Source organism: Hyphomicrobium sp., assembly GCF_035548195.1.
In the GTDB taxonomy this organism is placed as follows: Bacteria; Pseudomonadota; Alphaproteobacteria; order Rhizobiales; family Hyphomicrobiaceae; genus Hyphomicrobium_B.
The window spans coordinates 22,433-34,457 of the sequence record NZ_DASZTY010000022.1 but is presented as its reverse complement, the minus strand read 5'-3'; the positions used below and the strand labels follow the sequence as shown (position 1 = coordinate 34,457).

General features: G+C 57.9%; 14 protein-coding genes and 1 tRNA gene. 8 read left to right on the top strand and 7 right to left on the bottom strand.

The features are described 5' to 3' along the window. The first annotated feature begins 132 nt into the window (after positions 1-132). A tRNA-Leu gene (locus VHB22_RS07300) sits at positions 133-219 on the top strand. Between the two features lie 85 nt (positions 220-304). Here the strand turns inward: VHB22_RS07300 and VHB22_RS07295 are convergent. Together VHB22_RS07295 and VHB22_RS07290 are read right to left on the bottom strand one after the other, a co-directional pair. Next, positions 305-664: a DUF488 domain-containing protein gene (locus VHB22_RS07295; RefSeq protein ID WP_325456301.1), complete on the bottom strand. Its 360-nt coding sequence runs from the start codon at positions 662-664 to the stop codon at positions 305-307. A 54-nt stretch (positions 665-718) separates the two neighbouring features. Then, complete coding sequence (locus VHB22_RS07290) at positions 719-1,732, bottom strand: polysaccharide deacetylase family protein (RefSeq protein WP_325456300.1); 1,014 nt, start codon at positions 1,730-1,732, stop codon at positions 719-721. A 265-nt stretch (positions 1,733-1,997) separates the two neighbouring features. On the opposite strand from VHB22_RS07290, the gene mgtE reads away from it, so the two are divergent. Further along, positions 1,998-3,377, top strand: coding sequence for a magnesium transporter (mgtE, locus tag VHB22_RS07285; protein WP_325456299.1), 1,380 nt, complete (start codon positions 1,998-2,000; stop codon positions 3,375-3,377). A gap of 16 nt (positions 3,378-3,393) precedes the next feature. Next, the gene (locus tag VHB22_RS07280) at positions 3,394-3,834 is read left to right on the top strand and encodes a GNAT family N-acetyltransferase (RefSeq protein ID WP_325456298.1); all 441 of its coding nucleotides are present in this window, start codon (positions 3,394-3,396) and stop codon (positions 3,832-3,834) included. Here the strand turns inward: VHB22_RS07280 and VHB22_RS07275 are convergent. From VHB22_RS07275 to VHB22_RS07255, 5 genes are all read right to left on the bottom strand, one after another. Continuing rightward, entirely contained in the window at positions 3,831-4,817 is a 987-nt protein-coding gene (locus tag VHB22_RS07275; RefSeq protein ID WP_325456297.1) for a DUF6232 family protein, read from the bottom strand. The two genes, VHB22_RS07280 and VHB22_RS07275, sit on opposite strands and share 4 nt — an antisense overlap. 75 nt (positions 4,818-4,892) lie before the next feature. After that, positions 4,893-6,224, bottom strand: coding sequence for a hypothetical protein (locus tag VHB22_RS07270; RefSeq protein ID WP_325456296.1), 1,332 nt, complete (start codon positions 6,222-6,224; stop codon positions 4,893-4,895). Between the two features lie 108 nt (positions 6,225-6,332). Continuing rightward, on the bottom strand, positions 6,333-7,010 hold the full coding sequence (locus VHB22_RS07265) for a hypothetical protein (protein ID WP_325456295.1): 678 nt from the start codon (positions 7,008-7,010) through the stop codon (positions 6,333-6,335). Between the two features lie 12 nt (positions 7,011-7,022). Further along, a complete protein-coding gene (locus VHB22_RS07260; protein WP_325456294.1) occupies positions 7,023-7,514 on the bottom strand; it encodes an isoprenylcysteine carboxylmethyltransferase family protein in 492 nt (163 codons plus the stop codon). 87 nt (positions 7,515-7,601) lie between these two features. Next, a complete protein-coding gene (locus VHB22_RS07255; RefSeq protein WP_325456293.1) occupies positions 7,602-8,087 on the bottom strand; it encodes a hypothetical protein in 486 nt (161 codons plus the stop codon). 198 nt (positions 8,088-8,285) lie between these two features. Here VHB22_RS07255 and VHB22_RS07250 point away from each other — a divergent pair, with 198 nt between their 5' ends. The 5 genes from VHB22_RS07250 (at position 8,286) to VHB22_RS07230 (ending at position 12,010) form a co-directional block, all read left to right on the top strand. Beyond that, positions 8,286-8,717, top strand: a complete 432-nt coding sequence (locus VHB22_RS07250; protein WP_325456292.1) for a hypothetical protein — start codon at positions 8,286-8,288, stop codon at positions 8,715-8,717. Between the two features lie 58 nt (positions 8,718-8,775). Further along, complete coding sequence (locus tag VHB22_RS07245) at positions 8,776-9,213, top strand: DUF1489 domain-containing protein (protein ID WP_325456291.1); 438 nt, start codon at positions 8,776-8,778, stop codon at positions 9,211-9,213. 22 nt (positions 9,214-9,235) lie between these two features. After that, complete coding sequence (locus VHB22_RS07240; protein WP_325456290.1) at positions 9,236-10,348, top strand: pyridoxal phosphate-dependent aminotransferase; 1,113 nt, start codon at positions 9,236-9,238, stop codon at positions 10,346-10,348. A 71-nt stretch (positions 10,349-10,419) separates the two neighbouring features. After that, entirely contained in the window at positions 10,420-11,607 is a 1,188-nt protein-coding gene (locus VHB22_RS07235; RefSeq protein ID WP_325456289.1) for an MFS transporter, read from the top strand. A gap of 97 nt (positions 11,608-11,704) precedes the next feature. Further along, on the top strand, positions 11,705-12,010 hold the full coding sequence (locus tag VHB22_RS07230) for a hypothetical protein (protein ID WP_325456288.1): 306 nt from the start codon (positions 11,705-11,707) through the stop codon (positions 12,008-12,010). Positions 12,011-12,025 lie beyond the last annotated feature (15 nt).

Here is a 12,025-nt window from a genome sequence, read left to right as displayed (position 1 = left end):
ACCTCGACAATGACGCTGGTCAAATCTGCCGCTTGCCTTCGCGGGATCGCTCTGTTACGTCGGGCGTCTTCGCGGATAGGCCCGCTTCGGCGGTCCCCTGGGTCGCGATTGCCGGGTCCAAATCTTCGGCATGCGGTTGTGGCGGAATTGGTAGACGCACTACCTTGAGGTGGTAGCGCTGGAAACGGCGTGGAGGTTCGAGTCCTCTCAACCGCACCACTTTTGGACCTGGAAGGCATCCCGCTGAGGCATGCTCACCTATAAATCAGGGGCGCAAGCCTCCCGGTGCGCGGATCCGGCAGAGCTATTTGGACCAAGCCTTGCGCAGATAGTCGGCCAGCACCATTGCGTGATTGCAGTTGGGATCGTGAGCTGCATAGAGCAGTGTTACGTGGGCTCGACTTGAGCTGGGCCGGGTATTCTCAACAGCCGGATTGTCGCTTAATTCCGCCCGGTACCGGCGTCCGAACTCTGCAAAACGCTCCGGTCGGTGATCGAACCATTTTCGAAGCTCTGGACTCGGCGCCAAATCCTTTGCCCAGCCGTCAAGCGCGGCGTCGTCTTTCTTCAGCCCCCGAGGCCATAGCCGGTCGACGAGTATCCGTGTCCCGTCCTGGGGCGAAGGATTTTCGTAGACCCTCTTGATATCGATTTTGATCGCCATGGCGCTCATCGTATACCCGATAAGACCACGTGTCAGACTTCGAAAGGTCTCGGCTTAATTAAAGAAGCTGAATTGCCAAGGCTCAGTCTGGTCCTTTGGCTTGCCGGGTTTCGAGAGCTTCGCCTGGGTCTTCCGGACATGTTTCCAAGTTCGGTGTTTCCTCGGCGGTGGCGTCATCGACCATACCAGCGAGTGAGAGGCCATCGGATTTGCGTCCCGCGCCGCGGTTTTGGCCGCAATGGCTTTGTCCGCCGCTGCATCATACGAGGCAATCGTCTCTACATGCGCTTTGGGAACCATATGCACCACTTTGAAGCCCTTCTCGTGCAGCGCTGCCAGAAGTTCCGGCAGCATCTTTGCGGTCCAAGCATGGATATCGTGCATCAAAATGATACCTTTTTTCTGCTTGGCCAGTTCCGAGAGGATGCGGTTTTTAACGACGTCGGGACTGCGGGTCAGATAGTCCTTCGAGTCGATATCGACCCAGACGGCCCCGATGTTGCGGCTTTTGAGGTAAGCATCGGCCGCTCGGCTTGAACTTAAATACGGAAACCGAAAAAGCGGCGCGATTGGCGTGCCGTTGGCTTTGGAAACGGTCGAGATCGCACTTTCGAGCTGCTGGCGCAGCACATCGGGGCGAACGTAACGCAAATTCTTATGCGACCAGGTGTGCGTGCCGATTGTGTTGCCGCCGGCCGCCACCTCACGGACCATCTGCGGATCTGCAAGCGCCATCTGGCCAACCATGAAGAACGTTGCTTTTGTGCACTGATCGGCAAGTGCCTTCAAAATCGCTTTGGTATCCGCGCGCGATGGACCATCGTCGAATGTCAGCACGATCTCGCCATCGTTCAGGAAATGTTTCGCGCCCTTCTGATCGCCGCCGATAGTCGCGCCCCCGGCCGTGTCGATCTCGACAGTGCGCGTAACCCCGAGGAGCTTGGGATCGCTGGCGCACGCATCTGCTTTGACGGCGCCACCAGGCTCAATTTCGGCGTGGAGGGATGGAATTGTGGCAGCGGTCAAAAGCGCCGCAAGCGCGAGAGAAGTGATGGAGACGTACCGCATACCGTCCTGCTTTTCTGCGTTTTCGAGATTCGAACGAGGTCTTGTACGGGCGTGAATATGAACGTTCAACAAACGACGAGTACGGAAAATCCACTCGTGTCCCGCCCTGTTACCCAATAGTCGCGACAACGGGGCCCTATGGCACTTAAAGCCATGCTCGCGCGCGACGGCCGTTTCCGATTTCGCTAGATACTGGAACGCGTTTCACGCCGCCGCGGCGAGCCAAAGCGCCGCGGGCGAAAGCTACCGATTGAGGGCAAACGACTTGGCCGAAGACCGCAGCATCGAGATCTCACCCGAGTCCTCCGAAATGCCGTCGTCCGACCTGATTTGGTCAATTTCGGAAGCGCTGCATCGTCAGGATCCCGCCGCGGCAGCCACGTTTGTCAAAGACCTCAAGGCGCCGGATCTGGCCGACGTCATCGAATTATTGGAGGCGGACGACCGCATCCCGCTCATCCAGGCGATCGGCCCCACTTTCGATTTCGAAGTCCTTTCAGAACTCGATGAGAACGTCCGCGATCAGGTTTCAGAAGGATTGCCCAACGATCTCCTGGCCAAGGCGGTGACGCAGCTCGACACCGATGATGCCGCCTACGTTATCGAAAACCTCGAAGAGAGCGACAAACAGGAGATTCTGGCACAGCTGCCGTCCGGCGAACGCCAGGCGTTAGAGCGCAACCTCGAATATCCCGAGGAAACCGCAGGCCGCATCATGCAGGCCGATTTCGTGGCGGTTCCTCCGTTCTGGACAGTTGGCACCGTCGTCGACCACATGCGCGAAAGCGACAATCTGCCCGACTATTTTTCGGAGATATTTGTCGTCGATCCGACTTTTCACGTCCTGGGCGCAGTGGACCTGTCGCGGTTGCTCAGGACAAAGCGGGATGTACCTGTCTCCACGATTATGGACCCCGACCGTCATGTCGTGCTTGCGACCGAAGGACAGGAGGAGGTCGCGCGCCAGTTCCAGCGCTACGATCTGATGTCGGCGCCCGTCGTAGACGAGAGCAACCGCCTGGTCGGCGTCGTAACGGTCGATGACGTCGTGGAGGTAATCCAGGACGAGGCCGATTTCGAGATCAAAGCCTTGGCGGGCGTTGGCGATGAAAGCCTTTCCGATACCGTAACCGAAGTCGCAAAGCCCCGATTTTTGTGGCTCTTCGTTAATCTCTTTACCGCGCTTCTCGCGTCCGCTGTCATAGGCATTTTCGGCGCGACCATCGAGAAAATGGTTGCTCTGGCGGTGCTGATGCCCATCGTTGCGTCGATGGGCGGCAATGCCGGCACCCAAACGATGACGGTCGCGGTGCGCGCCCTTGCGACCCGTGAGCTGACCGCCGCCAACGTCGCGCGTGTCGTCTTTCGCGAAACGGCGGTTGGGCTCTTGAATGGCGCAGCCTTCGCTATCCTGATGGGTATGATCGCTTATTTTTGGTTTCAGTCGACCCGTTTGGGGCTGGTGATCGGCGCCGCCATGATCGTCAATTTGCTCGCTGCCGCCCTCGCTGGGATATTCATCCCGCTGGCGCTCAATCGGATGAAGTTCGATCCTGCGGTATCTTCGACCGTATTCGTCACCACAGTAACGGACGTCGTCGGGTTCTTCTCATTTCTTGGGTTGGCCACGTTGTGGCTCAAATAGCCGGAGGTCACGTTCGATGCCGATCCGCGTTCGCCCCATCGTTGCGGCCGACAAACCTGAGTGGCTTCAGCTTTTTCGCGCATATATCGCGTTCTACCAGGAAAACGTTCCAGATGACGTCGTTGAGCGGACGTGGCGACGGCTGCTCGCACAGGACGATGGCATGCTGGCGCTGATTGCGACCGACGAAGAGGGGCGGGCAGCCGGAATCGCAAACCTCGTGTTTCACCGCTCGACATGGTCGGCGACGTGGTATTGCTATCTCGAAGACCTTTTCGTCGCCCAAGAAGCGCGCGGAAAAGGCGTAGGTCGCGCGCTGATCGAAGCGACCTACGCCGAGGCCGATAGGCGAGGTGCTTCTCGAACATATTGGGCGACGCAGGAAAAGAATGCCAAAGCGCGCGCTCTTTACGATCGCGTTGGCGGCTTGACGGAATTCGTCCAATATCGGCGCTAACGGTTTGCTGGCGGAACTAAGCTGCCGATATGATCAAACAGTTCCACGGCTTGCGGATAAGCCTGTAAAATCTGTGACATATCATTCGAAAGCTCTAGCAGCCTTGCTTTCTGAGTCACCGTAGGCGTGCCGGCCCGCATCAAGAGCTCAAGCTCGGAGAGGCGCTGTTCCAGGTGCTGCGTGTTTTGCTGGCGCGCGTAGAACCGATGCATCTCGACAATTGCCGGAAGGACCGGGCTGTAATCGACGAACGCGTCGGTTTTTGCCGAACCGTTCGCTGCCGAAGTCGATCCTGGCTGCGGCCGTGATTGGCGCGGCATAACGTATTGCTGATCCGCCGCCGGCGGTCGCGTTCTAGGAACGCCTGTTTGGGTCGGAATACGATCTGAGGGAGAGGGGCTGCCAAGAGCGGGCGAATGTCCCGCGCCGTTCAGATTGTTCTGCTGCGGCAGGCTTCCCATTCCCATTGCGAGATTGTCGATGTGCTCCTTCTCGAAATTCACCGAGAAGGTCATCGCCTCGTCTCCGCGGTTGATCTTGTCCGTCAGGATGCTGCGCACCTCTTCGAGTATGGCGCGATCGGGAGAAGCGAAGCGCGAGAGAACCCCGTCGTTGGTTGAGATCAGTAGGTAGAGCGTTTTATCTTCCGGCTTCACCGCCAGCCCGGCAAAGAGCAGCGCGAGGAATCCGAGGACCACGGTCGCACCTGTAGGCGCGAGCGGTCCGAACGAAAGATCCGGCCGCATGGATCCGAACGTCATCACAAGAAATAGCGAAGCCAGGAACCAGTAAAGAAGGAGCGGCTTGGCTGCGACATGGGTGCCGACGCTGATGGTCGATATGTTGGCGATCGGGATGGTGCGCGAGGGCGTCGTAACGACGCGCCGCTCGATTTTAAGCGCCGTGAACGTCTTCGTCGCCGCGGCGCTCTCGGTTATGCGTCCGGAAAATATCATTCTGTAATGGCCCGCCCAGGGACTCACGCCGAAGTCCTCGCCCGGACCATAGTCGATGCGAGTGGCGAACAGAAGCCCAAGCCGCGCCGTGCGTCAGGGATGTCAACTGGCTGGCGCATCGAGCTTACGTGTCAGATCTTCGAATTCCTTGCGCAACTCATCGCTCTTGAAGATCTGCTCGAAGCTTGGCGATTCGAGCTTCTGAATGGCTTCGAACGATGTCGAGCTTTCCCGCATCAGGTCGCGCAACTGGACGCTCGCTTCTACGGTTTCGTAGGTATTGTCGGCGATTTTCAGGTCGTGCACGGCTTTGAGGCGCGCCTTGGCGATCTGCTCTCGCTGCTGCTGGAGGTAACGCCGGTAGTTTTTCGCGGCATCGTCGGCAACCTTCTGGCTATCACGATTCGATTCGAGCGCCCGTTGCTGATCCGGTCGATTCGTCGCTTTGAGCAGCTGATCGGTCCTGCCGCGCGCCGCCGCAATATCGGCTATGATGGCGTCGAGCTTCGGTAAATACTGCGTATCGATTTTTGTAATCGTCTCATCCTGCGCTTGGACGAGCATCGCAAAGAGCGCCGCATGCATCGCGAAATACCGGCGCGCGGCGTTCATATTATCTCCGCTTGAGCCAATGAGGTTTGCCAGTTGCCCGTCGATCATCTTGGCGGCGTTGAAGACTGCAACGAGGCGGATCAGATCGCCGGAGAGCACGCTGTCGAGCAGAAGGTCGATTTGATCGGATTGCAGTTGAACGCCCGAAGCTTTCAACGACGCCGCAATCTCGGCTTTTTCACTTTTGATCTGAGATTGGTTCTCGGCGATGCGCTTGTTGTTTTCCTCAATCTCCTTACCGATCGAGCCGACGGTGTCGGTCAAAATGCCGGCGAGGCTCGCATCCTTTGGCGCAACGAGTTGTTTCTCACGGAGCTTCGCGTTCTGATCTTGCAGATCGCGAATGTTGTGGCGAAGCACATCCAGCCTCTTTTGGACTTCGACGATCTGCGTATTTGTCACGACGCCGAGCGCCGCGTTGAGAAGGTCCCTGACCTTGGCGTCACGGTCCTCACGCATCTCTTTCCAGAAGGGCGGAATGATATAGTCGTCGCGGCTGGGTAGCTTGCTTGCTCCGGCACGGGTTTCTGCGGCGTCCTTGAGGATCGCATCGACGGCAACCATCAGCGCTTTAGCTTGCTCGTATTTCGGATCGCCGTCGCGCGGGTCGGCTGCGGCTCTTTTGGAGGCAGTCAGGTCCGGACTGGAAGCCGCGCCTTTTCCCGCCGGATCGATAGACGAGGCCGCCGACTTCTCGCGCGCCTTCAAGAATTCGCCGATGGCGTCGCGCTTGGCAGTTTGCGCCGCCGCCGAATGGGGCGCACAGGAAAATACAAGAAGTAGATAACACAGGGCCAACGCGGGCCGCCGCTCAACCGACATAGACGCCTCCGTCGGCATCACTGGCGCTGAAAAATCTGGCGAATCAATGATGCGCGCCAGCGCCGCTCATGCAACTTTATCGAAAGCTTTGAAATTGCCGATTTAAAGCTAAAGCCGCACCGCGGCGCGGATCAATCTCTGAAAGTCCTCGTCCACATGACGGGCATCGTCGAGCACGAGCATCTCCGGAAAGGGAGGCGCCGATTTGTTAACGGCTTCGGCGGGGCGCGCGCGATGCACACCCTCGGGACCGAAACGCGCATAAAACCGAAGTTTTCGCGGCGACGGAAACAACGCCGCAAAGGGATGCCGCGCCGAAACGACGATCAGCGGGTTGCTGGCAGTAAACGATGCGTCCGGAACCGCGCGTCCGATTTCACGCAGGATCAGGTTCGCAAGAGGTCGAAGACCCTTGGCTTCGTTCAGAAGACGTTGAATGGCAGAGTCACCGGCCCAGTCTGTGCTGGAGGGAACAACGCGCAACACCGGGCGTGACCGAAGCGGCGGAACTTCATCGTTTCGCAATCTCTGGGGAGCCGCCTTCGCAATCGGCTGAGGAGCGACATCATCGGCATAGATGAGACGGCCGCCGTTATGGTGGATACGTTCGATCCAGGAAGCTTGTGAAAATTGGAAGCCTTGATGGCGCAGCCAGTCGATAATGGCATTACGTTCGAGGAGCCCGCTTGAGGAAATGGCGGCCATCCAGGCGGCAAGGTCGCGGCCTGTGTCCTCGGCAAGACTGGCGACGAAGTCGCGCTCCTTTTCAGCGTAATCGGTACTCATCGGCGTTCAACATCAAATCCAGCGACGCGTTCGCGATTTGTAATCGAGATATGCGTCGCCGAATTGGCTTTCGAGGTGTCGCTCCTCAGGCACAATTTGAAGCGCGGTTACCAATATGCCGAAGAGCAGCGCCGCAGCGACGAACCAAATCGAATGCGTGATTTCGGCGATGCTCAGCACGATGAGGGCATCCCCAAGATAAATTGGGTTCCTGAATCGTGCGAAAGGGCCCGACGTGACGAGGGACGTCGCCGTCCCATCAGGCAAAAAGGTGGTGCCGCGCTTGCGGAGCGTAATGATTGCCCAGACGATCAGCGCGATGCCTGCCACACCGAACCCAAGGCCGACCCCATGCGCCGGGCCGTCGTTGATGCCGGGCCAAGGCAACGGCCACACCCACGTTGCCAGCGCGCCAGCAGCAATTGAAGCGATCAAAAGCAGCGGCGGCCAGGGAATGCGGTTGGCACGCGGGTTCTTGCCCAGGTCGACATTTTGTTCGGTCATTCTGCCAGTCTATAGGCAAATACCCGACACGTCAGCCACGGCGGACATAGCTAAGCCCCTCGTTCAAAATTCAAAACCGAGGGGTGGTCAGTTCGATTTTCGCGATTTTTTCGGAGGAAGCACGCGCGCCGCCGGCATTTCATTGGGGTCGGTCTGCTTCAACTCGTAATTGAGGTCGTAGCTTCTGCAGTTCATCGCAATGAGCCGTTGATTGTAGTCCTTGAGCTTCCTCATATCTGCGGCATTGTCGCTGTCTGGATCGGACCCCGTCGCCGTCGTTCCAACAGTCGAAGCGAAGGCGGAATGCAACCCGAGCGAAAAGCCTGAAGCCTTTTTCTGGCCGCTACTGCCGCGAAGCTGCAGAATCAGAACTTGGACGCGGCCCGAAAGCTGCTTGCAATTCATCTTTTTATCGTCGAGGCGCGGTTGCCAGCCCGAACCATGTGTCGAGGTCTTCGCACTCCTGGCGCTTTTGGCGTAGGCGACGGATACCAGTGAGGTATCGCCAATGCCTGCAGCCAGCGACAACGGAAGGGCAACGGCTATAAGGCTGAGTGTGGTGGTCAGGCGCATTCTGCCTCCGTTGGAAATGTTAGCGACATACCCAGCACGATTCCGCGGCAGGGTAATGGCAGACCTGGTGTCCCGGGAAGGCGCTATCCGGCACACCGGCCAAGTTTGTCTTGTTTGCGGGCCTTGGTTTCACTAGGAGCGTGGCATGACGAAGACTTGGAAGTGATCCGTCCCGCCTCACGTCGGAGGATAAGCTCAATGGCGAATTTGCGGCTGACGTTGTGCGGTCTTGTCATGATCGCCCTTTGTGGGTCCGCGCAGGCAGATGATTCGGTGCCGACGCATTTCCTTTGTGATTTCGACATGGGTTACGCCTGGAGCTATGATAGCGGAAAATTCAAATCCGAACCTGCGAAAGATTTATCTTTCGAAATCGGCAACATCGATCTCGAAAAGCAGTCGGCAACACTCATCATTGATGGAAAATCGGCAAACACTCTAAAAATCGTGCGCGCGCTCAACGCCAACACTTTTCTAGAGGTCGTCAACGAGGGCTTTCTGAACATGACGACGATATATGATCGGGATCCCGCGACTGGGAAATATCCGGCAGTGCATTCGCGCCATTTCGGACTGTTCGGCCAGCCAATCTTTGCCCAATATGCCGGGAATTGCGCGGCGAAGCCGTGAGCACAAAAATTATGAAAGCCAAATTGCCATTCACGTGCCGCTGGGGCACAACATTCGCATGACGTTGCACCTCGTCAAATTGTGCGTCGGAGCTACTTCGATCGAAGACTTGGCGTTGTGGCAACGGCAGCACCGGCGCCGAAAGACGCGCGACGGGAAACCCTGCGTCTATCATCCGACCTATCAGTCTCCGAAAAGGCAAGCTGAACTTCTTGACGGCGGGTCACTCTATTGGGTGATGAAGGGAACGATCCTCGTTCGTCAGCGCCTCGTCGGCATCGAGGATGGGACAAAAGATGACGGATCGCCGTGTTGCCATCTGCTGCTCGATCCGGGCTTGATCTCTGTACGGCCGACACCGAGGCGAGCTTTTCAGGGCTGGCGTTATCTCAATGACAATGATGCTCCTTCGGACCTCAAGTCCGGGAAAAAAGATCAGATTGCGGTGATGCCGATGGAGATGCGCAAAAAGCTCGCCGACCTTGGCCTCATCTAAAGTTACACCGGTCCGAAATCCGATGTCTCGCCCGCCGTTCACACCGACCATCGCGGCTTTGCCGAAGCTCGTGCCCTTTATTGGCCCCGAGGCCATGGAGCGGTCGCGTGGCCGGCCGTTCCGCGCGCGGCTTGGCGCGAACGAAAATATCTTCGGGCCGTCGCCGAAAGCAATCGCCGCGATGCACGATGCCGTGGCGGAAAACTGGAAATACTCCGATCCGGAAAACTTCGAGCTTCGCGCGGCTATAGCCGCCCACCATGACGTTCCTGTCGAATGCGTTGTCGTCGGCGAGGGCATAGATGGCCTGCTTGGTCTGACATGCGCGCTTTTTTTAACTCCTGGCACCGCAGTCGTGACGACGGACGGCGCCTATCCGACGTTCAATTTTCACGTCTTGGCGCATGGCGGCATCCTGCACGCTCTACCGATGAATAGCCTAAGGGAAGACGTGCCACGCCTTATTGAAACGGCGACAACGACGTCGGCGCCGCTGATTTATGTTTCTAACCCGAACAGCCCGCTCGGAAGCTGGTGGTCTGCATCGGAGATGCAAGCATTTATCGACGCACTGCCATCGGGCACGATGTTGATCCTCGACGAGGCGTACTGTGATACGGCAACGGTCGGAACGGCGCCGTCTATCGATGTTTCGAATCCGCAGGTGATCCGCTATCGCACGTTTTCGAAAGCTTACGGACTCGCTGGAGCGCGCATCGGTTACGCAATCGCTGAGAAGTCCATCATCGAAGCATTTGACAAGGTGAGAAATCACTATGGCATCAATCGCGTCGGTCAGATCGGAGCCTTGGCCGCCTTGCAAGATCAAGCGTATCTGCATGACGTTGTTGGCCGGATTGCCGGCGCTCGCGACCGTATATCCGAGATCGCAGTGGAAAACGGCTTCAAACCGTTACCGTCCGGCGCAAATTTTGTCGCCATAGATTGCGGCGGCGACGGCGCTTTTGCGGCGCGGATACTCCATGCACTTCTCGAACGCGACGTCTTCGTCCGTAAACCGACCGCCAAAGGCCTCGACCATTGCATTCGCGTGTCGTGCGGCCGCGATCGGGACCTGCAAATATTCGCCGATGCCCTGCCTGGCGCACGAGATGTCGCGTCACGGTTGCCATAATCTGTCGATAGGCCGTACCTGACAACCTCCAGAACGGAGACAACGTAATCGCAGCCCGTTAAGTGAGCGGGATGACATTCGCTACTGAACTCGATTTTACGCCCCGCCAACGGCTTTTGAGCCTCGCCGCTGTCACCGCGACGGCATTCGGCGTCGGTCTCTCGTTCGGCATTGGCTTCCCGCTAACGGCCTTGACGTTCGAAGAATGGCATCAGCCGAGTTGGATGATCGGACTGGTCGGAGCCGCGCCCGCCGTTGCGGTGCTGATCGCGCTTCCCGCCTTGCCGCCGATTCTCGCGCGGCTCGGTGCGGTAACCGCTATTGCGATCGGCTGTTTGACGGGAGCAATAGGATTTATCGGGCTTTATGCTTTTCCGTACCCATGGGCATGGATTGTCACCCGCCTCTTGATGAGCCTGGGCTTCGCATTCCCGTGGCTTGCCGGTGAGACGTGGATCAACTCGGTTTCGGAAGAGCGTATGCGCGGGCGCGTAATCGCCGTCTACGCCATGGCATTCTTCCTTGGTTTTGTCATCGGACCAGTCATCTTGCAGGATATGGTCCTTGATAGCTTCATGCCGTTTCTCGCAGGCGCCATCGGAACCGCGGTGGCAAGCGTGCCGATCTTGTTAGCGCGTCGGCTTGCTCCGGAATTCTGTGGCGACGCGTCGCGCGATTTGATGACGGCCATAAAAATGACCCCGGCAGCCATGATCGCCGCCTTTATCGGGGGCTTTGCCGAAATCGGGATTCTTTCGCTTATTCCGAATGTCGCATTGTCGGCCGGACTTTCGGAATCGGATGCGCTCAGGCTGCTGAGCATTACCACAATCGGTGGAATCGTATTGCAATTTCCTATTGGCTGGCTTTCGGACAAGACTTCGCGGTTTGCCGTCACGATTGCTCTGTCCATTACGTTCATTGTGCTCGTGTTGGCATTGCCGATGGTGCTGGGAACGTCGGAACCGACAGGCGTCGTCGCGTTCCTCCTCGGAGGAGTCATTTTGGGCTTTTATACGCTTGGGCTCGCCGTCATCGGAGAACGGGTCGACGCCAGCCGCCTCGCGGCGGCAAACGCCGCGTTTTTACTCATGTACCAGGCGGGCTCTATCCTTGGGCCACTGGCGGCGGGGATTGCGATGACGATGGCGCCTTTGGCCGGGTTCGTCGTGTCAATGGTCGCTCTAATGAGCGTCTGTGCCATCGCCGTGATCGTTCTCGAGCGAAGCGAGCGACGACGGGCCCACGCCGAAATTTGACGTGGTTAACAAATTGTTTGTCCGGGTGCGCTAGCTTGCAACCTTCGAAACGGCGCTGGCTTCGGAGATCTGTTCAGCTTCGCGCAAGGTCCATGCCATGATGCGATCGGTCCTCTCGTTCTTTTCTGTTCTTGCCTTTGGCGCGATGACGGCAGCAGTCATCATGGCGGTGTCGCCCTGGCTCTCGGGCCACGCGCCAGCCGGGCTCAGGGCGGTGACTGAAGGCTTGCAATTCAATTCAGTGATGTTCGGCCTGGTCTTCGGCCTGATGCTGGGCTCTATCGGTCGATACAACTGGGCCGATGCACCCCGCCTCGTCGTGACTTGGTTTTTGGTCCGCGAGCGGCAGTTTTTCTATTACGCGCTGATCGCAATTTGCGCGGGTGTGCTGCTTTACTACTGATCCGCAAACGGAGCC

Bases quoted from the DNA above. Each gene is read 5' to 3' on its own strand.
- VHB22_RS07295 (WP_325456301.1), bottom strand. From the start codon at position 664: ATGGCGATCAAAATCGATATCAAGAGGGTCTACGAAAATCCTTCGCCC.
- VHB22_RS07290 (WP_325456300.1), bottom strand. From the start codon at position 1,732: ATGCGGTACGTCTCCATCACTTCTCTCGCGCTTGCGGCGCTTTTGACC.
- VHB22_RS07280 (WP_325456298.1), top strand. From the start codon at position 3,394: ATGCCGATCCGCGTTCGCCCCATCGTTGCGGCCGACAAACCTGAGTGG.
- VHB22_RS07270 (WP_325456296.1), bottom strand. From the start codon at position 6,224: ATGTCGGTTGAGCGGCGGCCCGCGTTGGCCCTGTGTTATCTACTTCTT.
- VHB22_RS07265 (WP_325456295.1), bottom strand. From the start codon at position 7,010: ATGAGTACCGATTACGCTGAAAAGGAGCGCGACTTCGTCGCCAGTCTT.
- VHB22_RS07260 (WP_325456294.1), bottom strand. From the start codon at position 7,514: ATGACCGAACAAAATGTCGACCTGGGCAAGAACCCGCGTGCCAACCGC.
- VHB22_RS07255 (WP_325456293.1), bottom strand. From the start codon at position 8,087: ATGCGCCTGACCACCACACTCAGCCTTATAGCCGTTGCCCTTCCGTTG.
- VHB22_RS07250 (WP_325456292.1), top strand. From the start codon at position 8,286: ATGGCGAATTTGCGGCTGACGTTGTGCGGTCTTGTCATGATCGCCCTT.
- VHB22_RS07245 (WP_325456291.1), top strand. From the start codon at position 8,776: ATGACGTTGCACCTCGTCAAATTGTGCGTCGGAGCTACTTCGATCGAA.
- VHB22_RS07240 (WP_325456290.1), top strand. From the start codon at position 9,236: ATGTCTCGCCCGCCGTTCACACCGACCATCGCGGCTTTGCCGAAGCTC.
- VHB22_RS07235 (WP_325456289.1), top strand. From the start codon at position 10,420: ATGACATTCGCTACTGAACTCGATTTTACGCCCCGCCAACGGCTTTTG.
- VHB22_RS07230 (WP_325456288.1), top strand. From the start codon at position 11,705: ATGATGCGATCGGTCCTCTCGTTCTTTTCTGTTCTTGCCTTTGGCGCG.